We start from the raw sequence: 16,702 nt of genomic DNA on the forward strand, positions 1-16,702 counted from the left end.
AGATTCTTATCGGCGTGACAGCCGGACCCCCGTCACCCGGTCGGCCAGGGCGAGCGCCCGGGTGACGTAGTCGCGGGGGAAGTCGATCGACTCGCCCGTGAGGTGCAGGCCGAGGTCTTCGGTTTCCGGCCCGAGCAGGTCGGGGGCGAGGCCCTCGCGGAGGTCGTAGGAGAACAGGCTGAACCCGGTGACCAGCCGGCCGTCTTCGTAGTAGGAGAACCGGTCGTCGTTGACGGTGACCACGACCAGGGCCGCCGACGTGCCGGCGGACAGGAGGCCGGCCAGGTGGTGGGGATGCTCGCTGAGGCCGCCGAAGAACACGACCGTGCCGCCCGCGGCCGGTGAGGCGTAGAGCTCCTTCTCCGGCGCGACCCGGGCGAGCGCCTCGTCGGGGGACAGGCCCCGGACGAACGCGACCTCCAGCCACGTGTCGCCTGCGTCGTCGGTGGAGTCGCGGTAGAGCCACGTGTACGTGCGCGCGGTCGCCTTGCTCATCCGGCGATCATTCCAGGTGCTAGCGACGGAATTGGGCGCGGAACTCCTCCAGCGCGGGGCTGATGTCGATGCCGTTCTTCTTCAGCCAGGAGTCCTTCTCGTAGGTCCCCTTGTAGCGGCTGGAACTGTCGCAGATCAGCGTGACCACGCTGCCCCTGACGCCGTGGCTGCGCATCTCCCGGATGATCTCCATCGCGGCGGCCACGCTCGTGCCCGTCGAGGCGCCCACCTGGTGGTGCGTGACCTCGTTCACCCAGCGCATGGCCGCGATCGAGGTCGCATCCGGCACTGAAGTCATGCGATCGATGATCATCGGGAGGAACGACGGCTCCACGCGGGGACGGCCGATGCCCTCGATACGGGACGGCGTGCCCGGGTGGGAGCCGCCCGTCACCCAGGACGGGTAGAAGGCCGAGCCCTCCGGGTCGGCCACGCACAACCTCGTCGAGTGGCGGCGGTAGCGGATGTAGCGGCCGATGGTCGCCGAGGTGCCGCCCGTGCCGGCGCCGACCACGATCCACGACGGCTCGGGGAACCGCTCCATCGCCATCTGGTCGTAGATGCTCTCGGCGATGTTGTTGTTGCCGCGCCAGTCGGTGGCCCGCTCGGCGTAGGTGAACTGGTCCATGTAGTGGCCGCCGGTCTCCAAAGCCAGTCTTGACGACTCTTCGTAGATCTTCCCCGGGTCTTCGACCAGGTGGCACCTGCCGCCGTAGAACTCGATGATCTCCCGTTTCTCGGGAGAAGTCGTGGCTGGGATCACCGCGATGAAGGGCAGACCCAGGAGCCTGGCGAAGTACGCCTCGCTGACCGCCGTCGAACCGGAGGAGGCTTCGATGATCGTCGTGGACGGGCCGATCCAGCCGTTGGCCAGGCCGTACAGAAAGAGGGAGCGGGCCAAACGGTGTTTGAGTGAACCGGTCGGGTGGACCGACTCGTCTTTCAGGTAGAGGTCCACGCCCCAGGAGGGCGGGAGAGGAAAGACGTGGAGATGGGTGTCGCAACTGCGGTTCGCGTCGGCCTCGACGGCGCGGATGGCGTCGTTGACCCAGGTCCGCGTCACTGGGTCATGCCGGTCCACGTGTTTCATGTGGCCCACTGTAGTGAGTGTGGTTTGACACATTTTACGACGGATAGGGGGTTCAGTGTTACGCTAATGAGACCTGTCCGGCTTGCGTGTGACCGAGGCCACGCTCGCTGAATCACCGCCTAACGCCCGACTTACGGGCTGGTTGAGACGATATCGACGGGATCCGCCGAACCCGCATGGAGCCGCAACGGACGGGTAATCGGGGGAGAGTTCAGCAGGGGGGATGACATGATCTCGATGACCGACGAGCAGCGTCAGGCCTGGTTCGAGCGCGACGTCGTGCCGGTGACGAGCCAGCTCTACGCGTCCGCCATGCGACTCACCCGCAACCCGGCCGACGCGGAAGATCTCGTGCAGGAGACGGTGACCAAGGCGTTCACGTCCTACCACCAGTTCCGCGAAGGCACCAATCTCAAGGCCTGGCTGCACCGGATCCTCACCAACAACTTCATCAACGACTACCGCAAGAAGCAGCGTTCGCCCAAGCTGTCGGCCGCCGAGGAGATCGAGGACTGGCAGCTCGCCGCCGCCGAGTCGCACACCTCGACCGGCCTGCGCTCGGCCGAGAACGAGGCGCTCGACTCGCTGCCCGACAACGTCGTGATGAACGCCCTGCGCTCGCTGCCCGAGGAGTTCCGGGTGGCTGTTTACCTGGCCGATGTCGAGGGGTTCGCCTACAAGGAGATCGCCGACCGGATGGGGACTCCGATCGGGACCGTGATGTCGAGGCTGCACCGGGGGCGGAGGCAGCTGCGGGGGATGCTGGAGGGGTACGCCCGCGAGGAGGGCGTCGTCCGGGAGGCCGTCGCCGCCTGAATATGACCGCGCCTCCGGCGCGGTACCCTGCCGGGCGTGCGGCGATTTCTCACGCCCCGGGCGTTAATCCTCTCTTTGGCCGCGGTCGCCATGGCCGTGACCGCTGTGTTCCTCGTGCGGCGCCGTCGGCCTGAACCGGTCGCACCGGAAATCGAGGAGCCCGAAAAGCCGGCTGTCTGGCCGCCCGTTCCGATTCTGGGGCTTCCCACCGAAGACGATTTCGCGCGGATGCGGGGCGAACACACGCCCCGGAAACCGCGCAGACCCTTGCCGCGCTGGGCGGTCGCGGGTCTCGCGCTCGCCGTCGTGGCGGGTCTCGGGCAGTGGTTCGTGTACGCCGTGTTCGACAAAGCCGAAGTCCCGTCCGCGCCCGGATACGAGTGTGAATACCCCGGCTGCGGTTCCGAGGCGGGGTTTGACGAGTGGGATGAGGATCTGCCGGGCGATCTCACCGCGTGGTACGGGTCGAGCGCGGAATCCATCGACGGCGTGGTCTCCCCCGAAGAGGTGGCTGTCGGGATCCCCGAGGCCGTCGGGGTGGATACAGCCCTCGCGCCGCCCGCCGGGGCCGATGCAGATTGCGCCCCCCAGAAGAGACGCCCGGTCGTCGCCGCTCCTGCGAAGAAGACCGTCAGGCAGGTGAACCGCCAGTGGCGACGGATCGAGAAGTGGCTGGCGGCGAACGCCCCCGAGTCCTACGCCACCCTCGCCGGACCCGCCACCCCCAAGATGATCGCGAAGGCCGAGGCGACGATGGGGCTGCGGTTCCCCGACGCCCTGCGGGCCTCGCTGCTGCGGCACAACGGCACCGTGAGCGATGAGACCTGGGGCTTCGGGTTCATGGCCGAGGTGCTCATGACCGCCGACGGGATCGCCACGACGTGGCAGGAGCTGTGCGAGAGCGAAAACGTGGACTACGGCGACCGGGACGACTGGTGGGACGGCCGCATGATCCCCTTCTCCGTCAACGGGGGCGGCGACAGCTTGGTGATCGACTCGGTCGTGGGGGACGTCGGTCAGACCGACCACGAAGGCACGATGTCCTTCGACTGGGAGGGGGTCACGATCGGCTCGTACCTGGAGCTGCTCAGGCTCACCGCCGACGCGCTGGAGAAGGGCGGGCAGGTGGGCTACTGGAAGCCGAAGGCGGTCGGCGGCGAGGTCGAATGGGATGTTCTCTAGGCCATGGCCATGTGGAGCCTGATCCGGGACTCCCGTCCCGTCGTCTGGACCTCCATCAGGTCGCACAACTGGCGGCTGATCCACAGGCCGTAGCCGCGCAACGACTCCTGCTCCGGCGGGATGTAGCCGGGGAACTCGACCTCGATGCCGCCCCCGTCGGGGTTGGTGATCTCGCAGACCACGTCGGTGTCGGTGGCCCACATCGTCACCGTCCCGTGCCCGGCCCCATGCTCGACCGCGTTCGCGGCGATCTCCGCCGCTGCCAGGACCAGGGATCCGGCCGAGTCGTCGTCGAGGCCCGCCGCGGTGGCGGTGCTGCGGACGAAGGACCGCATGTTCCGTACGGTCGCCAGGTCGAACTCCATGACGCGCGCGTCCGCGGGTGGGACAGAGAAGGGCGGGCGCGCCCAGTCCATGCGCTGCGGGGGCACGTAGCCGCCGCTGCGGTGTTCGCCGGCCGTGTCGAGGTAGCGGGGGTGGGTCCGCAGCGCCTCCTCGGCAGGGCGGCGGTAGACGCACAGGGCGGCGCCCTTCAGTTTGGCGCAGACGATGTTGACGATCGCCTCGACCCTGGCCCATTCGGCCGCGTCGCGGGCCGAGCGCCACACCGGATGGCCGACGAACAGGGAGGGGCCGCCCCGGCGGGCGTAGTCGAAGTATTCGGCCAGGACGCGGGCCGGGTGGCCGTACCAGTCCTGGCTTCTGATCGAGCGGATGCGGGAGGCGTCGGCGCCCAGGTGGGCCCGGATCAGGTCGAGGTTCTCCTCCGGGGCCACGTACAGGATGCGGTCGCCCCGCCGCAGCCCGTCGATGAGGGCCGGAAGCACCAGCCGGAGGTATTCCTCACTCGTCTCATAAGGCACAGCAAGGTGCGTGAAGGCCACCGCACCGCGAGTTCCCCGTTCGGCCTGCACGGGGATGAACGTAACAAGCGTCTCGCGTCGTGACAATGCGTCAGGAAGCGACAATAAATCGAATACAGCAGGAACTTTCCGGGTCGGGCAACCCTCGGGGGGAATACGCCTGCATGATGACGGCGTGCAGTCCCATGATTACTCCATGCCGTTGCAACGCGGTGTCCCAAATTTGGGTACATCCACCCATGTGCGCGTCTCGTCCTGGAGGTTGCCCCGGTGAGTGAGTCCCGCGCAGCTATTCAAAAACTGCATTCGGACTTGATCGAACTCGGCGTGAACGGCGCCTATGAGCTGGGCGACGACGCTACGCTCTGTGTGTGGATCAGCCTGGTGGTGGTCTATCGGGATGGCTATTTCCGCTGGTGGGAAGGTGCGTCCCGATGCCGCCACCCAGGAGATGATCCGCGTGGGTGCGCCGTCCGGGTCGCCCGGCGGCATGCCGGTCTGATCAAGGAAGTGCCGCCCTGGTGGGAGGACCAGAACGGGGTCCTCCGGGGGGAAGCAGTGGACGACTATCCATAACCCCCGTAGACGTCTGGGGGGACGGAAATAATGCGGGGATATTTGCGGCTTCTGGCGGTCACCGTCTGTATCCTGGTGAACACGCCACCGGTGCACGCGGACACCCCCGACCCCGAGCTGCTGAACCGGCGGCTGACGCTCGCGCAGCCCGATTTCCCCCGGCTGCCGTTCCCGCCGATCCGTCGCGTCGACTGCGCCAAGGTCAAGTGTGTCGCGCTGACCTTCGACGACGGGCCGGGCGCCGAGACCGACAAGGTGCTCAACCATCTGGCCCGCCACCAGGCCAAGGCGACCTTCTATGTGCTCGGCAAGCTGGTCACCGACAAGTCGGCGCCGCTGCTGAAGCGCATGGTGGCCGAGGGCCACGAGCTCGGCAACCACTCCTGGGACCACGCGATGCTGTCGGGCCTGTCCCGCCACGGCGTCGACCGGCAGCTGGCCCGCACCCAGCACGTCGTCAGGAGGATCACCGGGGTGCGCATGCGCACCATGCGGCCGCCCTACGGCGCCACCAGCAAGATGGTGGCCGAGGTCAGCAAGGTCCACGGGCTGGCCCAGATCATCTGGAGCGTCGACACGCAGGACTGGCTGGTCCGCAAGCCCGACCGCATCGTCAGGCGGTCGTCCTCCGCCAAGCCCGGCGAGGTGATCCTGCTGCACGACATCCACGAGTCGACCGTGCGGTCGGTGCCGCGCCTGCTCGACGCGCTCGACAAGAAGGGGTTCGTGTACGTCACCATCACCGAGCTCTTCGGCGAGATGGCCCCGGGCCGCAAGTACTTCGACAACCGGCCGCCCAAATAAAGTGGGTCAATGGCATTCACCGGGTTCCCCGACGAGGCCCTGCTGTTCTACGAAGGCCTGATCGCCGACAACAGCAAGACCTACTGGACGGCCAACAAGCCTCGCTACGACAGCGCCGTCAAAGCCCCCATGCAGGAGCTGATGGCCGAGCTGGCCGACGAGTTCGGCGATCCCCACGTGTTCCGCCCGCACCGGGACGTCCGGTTCTCCAAGGACAAGACGCCGTACAAAGACCACCAGGGCGCCTATGTGGCCAAGCTCGACGGCGTCGGCTACTACGTCCAGGTCGACGCCGACGGGCTCTACGTGGCGGGCGGCTGGTGGTCGCCGGGTGAGATGACCCACCGCTACCGGGAGGCCGTCGACCACGACGACCACGGCGGCGAGCTGGAGAAGATCGTGGCCGGGCTGCCCGGCCGTTACGCGATCGAGGGTGACCGGGTGAAGACGCGCCCCCGTGGCGTCTCCCCCGACCACCCCCGGATCGAGCTGATGCGGCACCGGACTCTCTACGCGGGTCACCGCTTCGAGCCCGATCCCTGGTTCCACACCGCCGAGGTGACCCAGCGGGTTCGCGCCGCGTGGCGCGAGCTCACCCCGCTGGTCGACTGGCTGCGAGTCCGGCTGAGCTAGCCGATCACGATGACGAGTAGGGCGATCAACGCCCAGGCGCCCGCAAGCGCCGCGTAGGTTCCCCCGCTGACGATTCTCATGCTGAGAGAATGCCGCCCCGCGCTTGTAACTGACTTGTAGTTCAATCAGCGAGGTGTCCGATCAGCGCAGGACGCCGCAGGCCACCCGTCCGCCCGCGTCGCCGGTGCGCAGGGTGGCCGCGTCGGCCGCGCCGTAGCGGTCGGGGATGTGGGCGAGGTTGTCGGGCAGCGCGTGCACGACGAAGGCGGCGCCGTCGGCGTCGGTGAGCTTGCTGATCTTGAACCGGTCGGTGGTGAACGACGCGGCGGCCACGCCGTCGGCCTCGGCCAGCAGCGGCGGCAGGTCGCCCGCGTGGTCGCCGTGGTTCTTCGGCGCCGGCGCCACCGGCAGCACGGTCGTGTCGGGCTCGGCCGCGGCCCTGGCGACGTCGAGGTGGCCCCCGGCCGAGAAGAACGGGGTGACCTGGCTGGTCGCCGGGTCGACCGACTTGGGGTCGCAGACGCCCGCGGTGTGGACGTGGAACCCGTGGAAGCCCGGCGCCAGGCCCCTGACCTGGACGCCGATCCTCACCTTGGTGACGCCTCTGCGCTGCACCACGACGGTGCCCACGCGGGTCCCGGCGGCGTCGTGGAGCGCGATCGAGCGGCCCCGGCTCCACGGGCCGGCCTCGGCGACCGTCGTGGCCCCGATGACGCCGACACCCGTGAGCAGCGCCCCGGCGAGCGCGAGATGAACCTTGCCCGGCATGCGAGCCTCCCCCTCGATATCAACTCTGCGTGACTAGGCAAGCACAGAGAGTGGGAGGCTCGCACGGAGAAAGGCCGAAGCGGCCCTGACGAGTTGACGCGCCTAGTTGCGCTTGGCCCGCGCGGCGCTGCGGCCACGGGCGTTGGCGTCGAGCACGACCTTGCGGATGCGGACCTGCTCAGGGGTGATCTCGACGCACTCGTCCTCGCGGATGAACTCCAGCGCCTGCTCCAGCGAGAGGTTGCGCGGGGGGATCAGCGTCTCGGTCACGTCGGCGTTCGAGGAACGCATGTTGGTGAGCTTCTTCTCCTTGGTGATGTTGACGTCCATGTCGTCGGCGCGCGAGTTCTCGCCGACGATCATGCCTTCGTACACCTCGGTGGTGGGGCCGACGAACAGGATGCCGCGCTCCTGGAGGTTGGTCATCGCGAACGCGGTGACCGGGCCGGAGCGGTCGGCGACCAGGGAGCCGTTGTTGCGCGTGCGCAGCTCGCCGAACCAGGGCTCGTAGGCCTCGAAGACGTGGTGGACCAGGCCGGTGCCGCGCGTCTCGGTGAGGAACTCGGTGCGGAAGCCGATCAGGCCGCGGGCCGGGACGATGAACTCCATCCGGATCCAGCCGGTGCCGTGGTTGGTCATCTGCTCCATGCGGCCCTTGCGGACGGCCAGGAGCTGGGTGACGGCGCCCAGGTATTCCTCGGGGCAGTCGACGGTCAGGCGCTCGACGGGCTCGTGCTTCTTGCCGTCGATCTCCTTGGTGACCACCTGGGGCTTGCCCACGGTCAGCTCGTAGCCCTCACGCCGCATCTGCTCGACCAGGATGGCCAGCGCCAGCTCGCCACGGCCCTGGACCTCCCAGGTGTCGGGACGCTCGGTCGGCAAAATGCGCAGCGACACGTTGCCGACGAGCTCCTTGTCGAGGCGGTCCTTCACCATGCGGGCGGTGACCTTGCTGCCCTTGACCCGGCCGACGAGCGGCGAGGTGTTGGTGCCGATGGTCATCGAGATGGCGGGCTCGTCGACCGTGATCAGCGGCAGCGGACGCGGGTCCTCGGGGTCGGCCAGGGTCTCACCGATCATGATCTCCGGGATGCCGGCGATCGCGATGATGTCGCCGGGGCCCGCCGACTCGGCCGGCTTGCGCTCCAGCGCGTCGGTCATCAGCAGCTCGGTGATCTTCACTCGCTGGATGGAGCCGTCGGTGCGGCACCAGGCCACCTGCTGGCCCTTCTTGATCTCACCCTGGTGGATCCGGCACAGCGCGATGCGGCCCAGGTAGCTGGACGCGTCGAGGTTGGTGACCTGGGCCTGGAACGGCGCGGTCGGGTCGTAGGTCGGGGCGGGGATGGTCTTGTAGATCGTCTCGAAGAGGGGCTCGAGGTTCTCCTCGTCGGGCATGCCGCCGTCGGCCGGGCGGGTCAGTGAGGCGCGGCCGGCTTTGGCCGAGGCGTAGACGATCGGGAAGTCGATCTGCTCCTCGGTCGCGTCGAGGTCGAGGAAGAGCTCGTAGACCTCGTCGACGACCTCGGCGATGCGGGCGTCGGGGCGGTCGACCTTGTTAATGCACAGGATGACCGGCATCTTGGCGGCGAACGCCTTGCGCAGCACGAAGCGCGTCTGGGGCAGCGGGCCCTCGGACGCGTCGACCAGCAGGACCACGCCGTCGACCATGGACAGGCCGCGCTCGACCTCACCGCCGAAGTCGGCGTGGCCGGGCGTGTCGATGATGTTCAGCGTCCGCCCGCCGTGCTTGACGGCGGTGTTCTTCGCGAGAATCGTGATGCCCTTCTCGCGCTCGAGGTCGTTGGAGTCCATCACGCGGTCGTCGACGTCCTGATTGGCGCGGAACGCCCCGGACTGCCACAGCATGGCGTCGACGAGCGTCGTCTTGCCATGGTCGACGTGCGCGATGATCGCGAGGTTCCGCAGGTCGTCGCGGCTGTTCATAGGCATAGTTGAGTCTCGCTCTGGTTGTCGGGGCGGTGCCGCGTCTCGCTCCCGATTCGGGAGACGCGTTCGGCCGCGCCATGGCACGGCGTTTCAAGTTTAGTTGATCGCCATTACCGCTCCGAGCCTGCCGCCCGCAAGAGGGAGACAATTCACAACGCCGTAATGTTGCGCCCATGATCTATGGGGCCATGTTGCGTACTCCAGACGGCGTCCGGATCGACGCGGCGCACCTCCCCGGCGACGGAGATCTCGGCATCGTGGTGGCCCACGGATTCACCGGAACCTGGCGTTCTCCGGCCAATCGGCGCATCGCCGCCGCGCTCGCCCGGCAGGCCGGGGTGATCGCGTTCGACTTCCGGGGGCACGGCCGGTCGTCGGGGGTGAGCACCGTCGGTGACCTGGAGATTCTCGATCTCGAAGCGGCTGTACGCCATGCGCGCGCCCACTACGCGAAGGTGGCGACCGTGGGGTTCTCGATGGGAGCCGCGGTGGCGATCCGGCACGCGGCGCTCAACCGGGGCGTCGACGCGGTCGTCGCGGTGAGCGGCCCCGCGCGGTGGTACTACCGGGGCACCCGCCCGATGCGTCAGGTCCACTGGGTGATCGAGCATCCCTCGGGCCGGCTGGCCGCCCGATTGGCGAAAAGAACCCGCATCAAAGTCGGCGCCTGGGACCCGATCCCGCTCGCGCCGTTCGAGGCCGTGCCGCTCATCACGCCCGCCCCGCTGCTGGTCGTGCACGGCGACAGCGACGCCTTCTTCCCGCTGGAGCACGCCGAGCAGCTCTACGCGTGCGCGAACGAGCCCAAGGAGCTCTGGGTGGAGCCCGGATTCGGGCACGCGGAGACCGCCGCGAGCCCGAATCTGATCCGGCGGATCGAAGACTGGATTCTGGTGCGAACCAAATCGCCTCAGGCGTCGTCTACATGAAAGTGACGGGAGGGGCCCAGCGCCGCGGGGGCGCGATGGGCACCCTCCCGGGGGTCCCGGGGGTTACCCGAGCCGGGCGATGCTCTTGTACTCCAGATAGCCCGACAGCCCCTCCGGCCCGAGTTCGCGGCCGATGCCGCTGGCCTTGAAGCCGCCGAACGGGGTGCCGCTCTCCAGCGGGTTCATCATGTTGACGCCGTAGGTGCCGGTGCGCACCTGGCGGGCGATGTCCATGCCGTGGTCGGTGTCGGCCGTCCACACGCTGCCGGACAGGCCGTAGTCGCTGTCGTTGGCGATGCGCACGGCGTCGGCCTCGTCGTCGTACGGGATCACCGTCAGGACCGGGCCGAAGATCTCCTCGCGGGCGATCCGCATGTCGTTGGTGGCGTTCGCGAAGACGGTCGGGGCGACGTACCAGCCCTTGTCGTGGGGGCGGTCGAGGCCGCCGACGACGGCCTTGGCGCCCTCGTCGAGGCCGATGCGGATGTAGCCCTCGACGCGTTCCTGCTGGCGCCGGGCGACCATCGGGCCGATGCCGGTGGCGGGGTCGGCCGGGTCGCCGACCTTCTGCCCGGCGGCCATCTCGGCGACCGCCTGGACCACCTCGTCGTAGCGGCTGCGGCTGGCCAGGATCCGGGTTTGAGCCACGCACGCCTGGCCGCTGTTGAGCAGGGCGGCGATCGAGAACATGCCCATCGCCGAGGGCAGGTCGCAGTCGTCGAGGATGATCGCGGCCGACTTGCCGCCGAGCTCCAGGCTGACCCGCTTGAGCTGCTCGCCGCAGATCGAGGCGATGCGCCGCCCGGCCGCCGTCGAGCCGGTGAAGGCGACCTTGTCGATCCCGGGGTGGGAGATCAGGTGCTCGCCGGCCTCGCGTCCGGCCGCGACGATGTTGACCACGCCCGCCGGGATCCCCGCCTCACGGATCACCTCGGCGAGGATGTAGCTGTCGAGCGGGGTCTCCGGGGCGGGCTTGACCACGACCGTGCAGCCCGCGAGCAGGGCCGGGGCCAGCTTGGTCATGATGACGAACTGCGGGACGTTCCACGGCACCACGGCCGCCACCACACCCACCGGCTCCCGGCGGACGGTGACCGCGCCGAACATGCCCGGCCGCTGCTCCTCGACCTGGAAGGTCTTGCCGAGTTCGGCGTACCACTGGAGGACCCCGGTCGGCGGCCCGACCTGGCCGAAGTGGGAGAAGGTGATGGGGGAGCCCATCTCCAGGGTGATCAGGTCGGCCAGTTCGGCGGCGCGCGCCGCGTAGAGCCCGGCCAGGCGGCCCAGGGCCTCGGCCCGCTCCGCCATCGTCAGGCGGGGCCAGGGGCCGTGGTCGAAGGCCTGGCGCGCGGCGGCGACGGCCCGGTCGAGATCGGCCGGGGTGCCCTCGGGCACCCGGCCGACGATCTCCTCCGTATGGGGGGAGACCACGTCGATCGTGCCGGTGCCCGCCGGGGAAACCCAGTCGCCGCCGATGAAGAGCGTGTCGTGCTGGATCATGGATCCGCCTCCCATAAGCGAGAGCCGGTCGTGGCTCGCGCTCTGAATCTGCCTTAGAAGCTGGTGCCGGTCGCACTCGACCGAATCATGTTCTGTGAGGCCTTGGCAAGGATGGGACAGTCCCGGCACATCAACTCGTCCCATACAAAATGGATGAATCTTCGCCAAAGGCGCATGGGTTCCCTGGTTCCGGTGGCGACCACCAAGATCGCCTTCTATAGTTTCGGTCCGACTGGGAGGGAGGGTGCATGCGTCGAGCGCTGGCGTGTCTGCTCGCTTCCGGACTCCTTCTCGCCCTCTGCGTGTCGCCCACGGCCGCCGAACCCGACCAGCAGGCCAAGCTCAACAAGCTGACCAAACAGGCCGCTGACCTGGCCAAGGCCTACCGTGGCGAGATCGCCACCCTCGACGACACCCGCAAGGACGCCGAGAAGGCCGGGGCCCGGGTCAAGAAGCTGAAGAGGGATCTCGGCGCGGCCGAACGCCGGGCGGTCCAGTTCGCCCAGACGTCCTACATGGGCGGCGGGGTCGACGCGGTCAGCATCTTCTCGCTGGCGGCCGACCCGGCCCAGGCGGCCACCCTCGCCTGGCTGTCGAGCGAGAAGGTCGAACGGCTCGGCAACGTGCAGCGCCTCATCGACCGGCAGAAGCAGGCGGCCAAAGAGGCCGGCCTGAAGCTCGACCAGCTCGAGAAGGACATCAAGGAGCTGAAGGCCAAGCAGAAGGACGTCGAGAAGCTGCTGTCGAAGTTCGGCTTCCAGACCCCCGACGCGGGCAACGGCCTCACCGCCCGCATGGTGAGCATCCGCGCCGCCATCATGGCCCAGTTCCCGATGCCCTACGGCGTGGGCTGCTTCCGGGCCGGCGACTTCGGCGAACACGGCAAGGGCCGCGCCTGCGACTTCATGATGTCGGGCGGCGGCGGTTCGGCCGGCGGCAACAACAAGGCCCGCGGCGACGCCCTGCTGCAGTGGTGCATCACCAACGGGCGCGCCCTCGGGATCATGTACGTGATCTGGCAGCAGAAGTACTACGACATCCGCACCGGGGCGCCGGGCAAGATGATGGCCGACCGCGGCGGCGCGACGGCCAACCACTACGACCACGTTCACGTGTCGGTCCTCTGACGGGTCACGCGCCCCGCGCGATCCTTTCCCTGAACCACCGGTACGACGCCTTGGGCGTGCGCACCCCCGTCTCGAAGTCGACGTGCACCAGGCCAAACCGCTGGTGGTAGCCCTCGGCCCACTCGAAGTTGTCCAGCAGCGACCAGACGAAGTAGCCCCGTACGTCGGCCTTGGCCGCCAGCGCCGCGTCGATGTGCCCGTCGAGGTAGGCGATGCGCCTCTCGTCGTCGAGGCCCTCGTACGAACAGCCGTTCTCCGTGACGTAGAGAGGCACCCCGTAGCGCTCGTGCAGCCCGGTGAGGAGCTCCCTGAGGCCGTCGGGGACGACGGGCCAGCCGAACGCCGTCATCGGGTATCCCTCGACGCCGGCGTCGGTGAAGGGCAGCTCGGGCGACTCCGGGGCGCCGATGCGGGTCGGGTTGTAGTAGTTGACGCCCAGCCCGTCGATCGGCCGGTTGATGATCGCCAGGTCGCCGTCGCGGAGGCCGGGCATCCGGTCGAGGCCGAAGGCGCTCAGGTCCGGATAGCTCCCGATGAACACCGGGTCGTTGAAGATCCGGTTGTGCAGGATGTCGTAGGCGTCGGCCGCCGCGAGGTCCTCCGCCGACGACGAGGCCGGCCAGACGGGGGTCAGGTTGTTGGTGATCAGCACTGAGGAGGCCCCCGCCGCCCGCAGCGCGTCAACGGCCAGGCCGTGGCCGAGGAGCTGGTGGTGGGCCGCGGGGAGGGCGTCCAGGAACAGGGTCTGTCCCGGGGCGTGGGTGCCCAGCGCGTGGCCGAAGACGGTGTGCACGAACGGTTCGTTGAGGGTGATCCAGAGGCCCACGCGGTCGGCCAGCCGGTCGGCCACCAGGGCGGTGTAGTCGGCGAAGCGGTGGGCCGTCTCCCGGTTGAGCCAGCCGCCGTCGTTCTGGAGGGCCTGGGGCAGGTCCCAGTGGAACAGGGTCAGCGCGGGGGTGATCCCGGCCGCCAGCAGGGCATCGACAAGTCGTTCGTAGTGGTCGAGGCCCTTCGGGTTGGCCGGGCCGGCGCCGTCGGGCTGGATCCTGGTCCAGGCCACCGAGAACCGATAGGCGTTCACCCCGAGGCCGGCCAGCAGTGCGACGTCGTCGGTCCATCGGTGGTAGCTGTCACAGGCGACCGCGGCCGTGTGGCCGTCGCGGATCGGGCCGAAGTCGTCCCAGATCGACGGCCCCCGGCCGTCTTCGGAAAGGGCTCCTTCGATCTGGTACGCGGCCGTCGCCGCCCCCCACAGGAACATCAGCGGTCCCTCCTAAAACGCGAGTGCGACTCAGGTTAACTCGTTGGCAATCGAACCAGGAGAAAATGGGTCCATGACAAACACCGCCACCGGAACCCTGCGCCGCAAACCCGCCCAGCGCAGGAGCGCCGAGAGGGTGGAGCGCATGCTCGACGAGTGCGCCCGGCTGCTCGACGAGGTGGGCTACGAAGGCCTGACCACCAAAGAGGTCGCCCGCCGGGCCGAGGTCCCGATCGGCACCTTCTACCAGTTCTTCCCCGACAAGCAGGGGCTCGTCCGGGCGCTGGCGTTCCGGAACCTCGACGCCTTCCTGGCCCGGATCACCGCCACCCTGGCCGCGACCCGCATCTCCGACTGGACCGAGGCGACCGACCTCGTCATCGACGAGTTCGTCTGGATGAAGCGCTCGATGCCGGGCTTCGGCGTCTTCGACTTCGGGGTCGCGCTGGCCGCGCCCGGCACCTCGCGGATGCTCGACGAGGCCCTCGAAGACAACCTCGTGGTCGCCGACCGGCTGCGCGGGCTGCTGATCAGGCTGATCGGGGTGCCCGCCGGAGACGAGCAGGCGCGCGCGTTCGTGGTGGCCGTCGAGGCCGCCGACGCCGTGCTCAAGCTGGCCTTCCGGGCCTGCCCCGACGGCGACGCCGACCTGATCGCCGAGTGTAAGCGGCTGGTGCGCCGCTACCTGTCCGACCACCTCGGCTAGCTTGACCCGGAGCCGACTCCAGGTGTGATGATGCCGTACATGGCCGTTTACACACCCGGACAGGTCGTCGAGGAGACGGGGTTCAGCCTCGACACGCTCAGGTACTACGAACGGATCGGGCTGCTCGGCAACGTCGGCCGCAACTCGGCCGGTCAGCGCAGGTTCACCGACGGCGACGTCGGCTGGCTCGGCATGATCCGCTGCCTGCGCGACACCGGCATGCCGATCGCCGAGATGCTGCGGTTCGCCGAGCTCACCCGGCAGGGCGATCACACCATCCCCGAGCGCATCCGCCTGCTGGAGGCGCACGACCACCAGGTCGAGGAGCAGGTCGCCGACCTGCGCCACAAGCAGGGCGCCATCCAGCGCAAGGTTCAGTACTACAGGGACGTGCTCTCCATCCCCGAAGCGATCTAGTTCCCCCCTTTACCCATCGGAAGCCCCCTCTTTCCGGTCCGGCTGTTAGAACCGGAGTCCGGGGGAGGGGGCGGCATGGCGGGTCCGCGTGCCAGGCGCATGAACGTGCCGCTGCGCGGCATCGCGACGGTGTCGGGGGCGATGCTGTTCGCGCTGCTCGGCAACGTCAGCTACCTCCAGGCGTTCCGCTACGAGGAACTGATGGCCGACCCCCGCAACAGCCGGACCATGATCCTGCGGTTCGACGAACCCCGGGGCGAGGTGCGGCTGCGCGACGGCACCGTCGTCGCCGCCAGCGAACGCGTCACCGACCAGCGCTTCGCCTACCGCCGCGTCTATCCGCAGGGCCCGGTCTACGCGCCCGCCACCGGCTACGTCTCGCTCTACCGCACGACCGGCATCGAGGGCGCCGAAGACGCCTCCCTGACCGGTGAGGATCCGCGTGTACGCGTCCGCGCGCTCCTCAAGGACATCGACCGCGGCGCCACCGTCACGTTGACGCTCGATTCCCGGGCCCAGAAGGCCGCCTACGACGGTCTGACCGCCACGGGCAAGCGCGGGGCCGTGGTCGCCCTCGACCCCCGCACGGGCGCGATCCTCGCCATGGTCTCGCTGCCGTCGTTCGACCCCAACGGGTTCGCGACCTTCGACGCGGACGAACTCACGACGTACGACAGGAAGCTCCAGCGGGACCCCGCGCGGCCGCTGCTGAACCGCGCGATCGGCGAGAACTACCCGCCCGGCTCGACCTTCAAGGTGATCACGGCGGCGGCGGCGCTGGCCTCGGGCGACTACGACCCCGAGACCGAGGTGCGGGCGCCCGCCCGGATGAAGCTGCCCGGCACCCAGACGTGGCTGCGCAACTCCGGCGGCGAGGAGTGCGGGGACGGCACCCCCGCGCTCCTGGACGCCTTCGTGATGTCGTGCAACACCGCCTTCGCCGACCTCGGCCTCGAACTCGGCGAGGAGGAACTGAGCCGCTGGGCGGGCCACTTCGGCTTCGGCGACGCGGGCCTGAAGGTCCCGCTGGCCGTGGCCGAGAGCGTCTACCCGACCGGCCTCGACCGCGCCCAGACCGCGATGAGCGCCATCGGCCAGTACGACGACCGCGCGACCCCGCTGAACATCGCGATGATCTCGGCGGCGGTGGCCAACGGAGGCTCGCTGATGCGCCCCTACCTGGTCGACGAGGTGCGCCTGCGCGACGGGACGACCGTGCGCTCGACCGACCCGTCGGAATACCGCGACACGATGCCGATGACCGTGGCCGACCGGCTGACCGAGATGATGGTCGCCGTGACCGGTCCCGGCGGCACCGGCACCGCCGCCGCGATCGCCGGCGTGAAGGTCGCCGCCAAGACCGGCACCGCCGAGAACGAGGGCTCCGACCACGCCATCTTCACCGCCTTCGCGCCCGCCGACGACCCGGTGGTGGCCGTCGGCGTGCTCGTCGAACACGGCGGCTTCGGCGGCCGGGTGGCCGCCCCCATCGCCCGCGCGGTCATGCGCGCATTGCTGTAGCGGCCTCGCCGCTCGAATGCGCCGGTCAGGCGGGTCGACACGTCCCGCCGCCCCGGCGCGAAAG

17 protein-coding genes are annotated in these 16,702 nt (G+C 69.0%); 10 read left to right on the forward strand and 7 right to left on the reverse strand.

Features of this window, described 5'->3' with window-relative positions; genetic code table 11:
• Nucleotides 1-6 precede the first annotated feature (6 nt).
• Together AW272_RS09835 and AW272_RS09840 are read right to left on the reverse strand one after the other, a co-directional pair.
• Nucleotides 7-495, reverse strand: a complete 489-nt coding sequence (locus tag AW272_RS09835; RefSeq protein WP_066362916.1) for a DUF6461 domain-containing protein — start codon at nucleotides 493-495, stop codon at nucleotides 7-9.
• A 19-nt stretch (nucleotides 496-514) separates the two neighbouring features.
• Complete coding sequence (locus tag AW272_RS09840; protein WP_066362917.1) at nucleotides 515-1,585, reverse strand: PLP-dependent cysteine synthase family protein; 1,071 nt, start codon at nucleotides 1,583-1,585, stop codon at nucleotides 515-517.
• A 228-nt stretch (nucleotides 1,586-1,813) separates the two neighbouring features.
• Here AW272_RS09840 and AW272_RS09845 point away from each other — a divergent pair, with 228 nt between their 5' ends.
• Complete coding sequence (locus tag AW272_RS09845) at nucleotides 1,814-2,401, forward strand: sigma-70 family RNA polymerase sigma factor (protein WP_066362918.1); 588 nt, start codon at nucleotides 1,814-1,816, stop codon at nucleotides 2,399-2,401.
• Between the two features lie 228 nt (nucleotides 2,402-2,629).
• Nucleotides 2,630-3,583 carry an SMI1/KNR4 family protein gene (locus AW272_RS09850; RefSeq protein WP_157518457.1) on the forward strand — a complete coding sequence of 318 codons (954 nt, stop codon included), beginning with the start codon at nucleotides 2,630-2,632 and terminating at the stop codon, nucleotides 3,581-3,583.
• On the opposite strand, the gene AW272_RS09855 is transcribed toward AW272_RS09850, so the two are convergent.
• The gene (locus tag AW272_RS09855) at nucleotides 3,580-4,497 is read right to left on the reverse strand and encodes an anti-sigma factor RsbA family regulatory protein (protein ID WP_369408721.1); all 918 of its coding nucleotides are present in this window, start codon (nucleotides 4,495-4,497) and stop codon (nucleotides 3,580-3,582) included. The two genes, AW272_RS09850 and AW272_RS09855, sit on opposite strands and share 4 nt — an antisense overlap.
• 219 nt (nucleotides 4,498-4,716) lie before the next feature.
• Here AW272_RS09855 and AW272_RS09860 point away from each other — a divergent pair, with 219 nt between their 5' ends.
• The 3 genes from AW272_RS09860 (at nucleotide 4,717) to AW272_RS09870 (ending at nucleotide 6,459) form a co-directional block, all read left to right on the forward strand.
• Nucleotides 4,717-5,022: a hypothetical protein gene (locus tag AW272_RS09860; RefSeq protein ID WP_066362925.1), complete on the forward strand. Its 306-nt coding sequence runs from the start codon at nucleotides 4,717-4,719 to the stop codon at nucleotides 5,020-5,022.
• A gap of 75 nt (nucleotides 5,023-5,097) precedes the next feature.
• Nucleotides 5,098-5,826 carry a polysaccharide deacetylase family protein gene (locus AW272_RS09865; protein ID WP_245657379.1) on the forward strand — a complete coding sequence of 243 codons (729 nt, stop codon included), beginning with the start codon at nucleotides 5,098-5,100 and terminating at the stop codon, nucleotides 5,824-5,826.
• Nucleotides 5,827-5,835: 9 nt separating this feature from the next.
• Entirely contained in the window at nucleotides 5,836-6,459 is a 624-nt protein-coding gene (locus tag AW272_RS09870) for a DUF2461 domain-containing protein (protein ID WP_066362926.1), read from the forward strand.
• 141 nt (nucleotides 6,460-6,600) lie between these two features.
• Here the strand turns inward: AW272_RS09870 and AW272_RS09875 are convergent, their stop codons facing one another.
• The gene (locus AW272_RS09875; protein ID WP_066362927.1) at nucleotides 6,601-7,227 is read right to left on the reverse strand and encodes a superoxide dismutase family protein; all 627 of its coding nucleotides are present in this window, start codon (nucleotides 7,225-7,227) and stop codon (nucleotides 6,601-6,603) included.
• A gap of 102 nt (nucleotides 7,228-7,329) precedes the next feature.
• The gene (typA, locus tag AW272_RS09880; protein WP_066362928.1) at nucleotides 7,330-9,180 is read right to left on the reverse strand and encodes a translational GTPase TypA; all 1,851 of its coding nucleotides are present in this window, start codon (nucleotides 9,178-9,180) and stop codon (nucleotides 7,330-7,332) included.
• 170 nt (nucleotides 9,181-9,350) lie between these two features.
• Between typA and AW272_RS09885 the strand changes: the two genes are divergently transcribed.
• On the forward strand, nucleotides 9,351-10,106 hold the full coding sequence (locus AW272_RS09885) for an alpha/beta hydrolase (RefSeq protein ID WP_245657380.1): 756 nt from the start codon (nucleotides 9,351-9,353) through the stop codon (nucleotides 10,104-10,106).
• Nucleotides 10,107-10,169: 63 nt separating this feature from the next.
• On the opposite strand, the gene AW272_RS09890 is transcribed toward AW272_RS09885, so the two are convergent.
• A complete protein-coding gene (locus AW272_RS09890; protein WP_066362929.1) occupies nucleotides 10,170-11,606 on the reverse strand; it encodes an aldehyde dehydrogenase in 1,437 nt (478 codons plus the stop codon).
• Nucleotides 11,607-11,854: 248 nt separating this feature from the next.
• Between AW272_RS09890 and AW272_RS09895 the strand changes: the two genes are divergently transcribed.
• The gene (locus AW272_RS09895; protein WP_066362930.1) at nucleotides 11,855-12,733 is read left to right on the forward strand and encodes a coiled-coil domain-containing protein; all 879 of its coding nucleotides are present in this window, start codon (nucleotides 11,855-11,857) and stop codon (nucleotides 12,731-12,733) included.
• 4 nt (nucleotides 12,734-12,737) lie between these two features.
• Here AW272_RS09895 and AW272_RS09900 read toward each other — a convergent pair whose 3' ends face one another.
• Nucleotides 12,738-13,994, reverse strand: coding sequence for a GH1 family beta-glucosidase (locus AW272_RS09900; protein WP_066362931.1), 1,257 nt, complete (start codon nucleotides 13,992-13,994; stop codon nucleotides 12,738-12,740).
• A 73-nt stretch (nucleotides 13,995-14,067) separates the two neighbouring features.
• On the opposite strand from AW272_RS09900, the gene AW272_RS09905 reads away from it, so the two are divergent.
• The 3 genes from AW272_RS09905 to AW272_RS09915 all read left to right on the forward strand — a co-directional run bounded on the left by AW272_RS09905 (nucleotide 14,068) and on the right by AW272_RS09915 (nucleotide 16,638).
• Nucleotides 14,068-14,700 (forward strand): TetR/AcrR family transcriptional regulator, encoded by a 633-nt coding sequence (locus tag AW272_RS09905; protein ID WP_066362932.1) that lies wholly within the window; start codon nucleotides 14,068-14,070, stop codon nucleotides 14,698-14,700.
• Between the two features lie 39 nt (nucleotides 14,701-14,739).
• Nucleotides 14,740-15,117, forward strand: coding sequence for a MerR family transcriptional regulator (locus tag AW272_RS09910; RefSeq protein WP_169807519.1), 378 nt, complete (start codon nucleotides 14,740-14,742; stop codon nucleotides 15,115-15,117).
• A gap of 75 nt (nucleotides 15,118-15,192) precedes the next feature.
• Complete coding sequence (locus AW272_RS09915) at nucleotides 15,193-16,638, forward strand: peptidoglycan D,D-transpeptidase FtsI family protein (RefSeq protein WP_083958167.1); 1,446 nt, start codon at nucleotides 15,193-15,195, stop codon at nucleotides 16,636-16,638.
• The last annotated feature ends 64 nt before the right edge of the window (nucleotides 16,639-16,702 follow it).

The organism is Herbidospora mongoliensis (assembly GCF_001570545.1).
Taxonomy (GTDB): domain Bacteria; phylum Actinomycetota; class Actinomycetes; order Streptosporangiales; family Streptosporangiaceae; genus Herbidospora; species Herbidospora mongoliensis.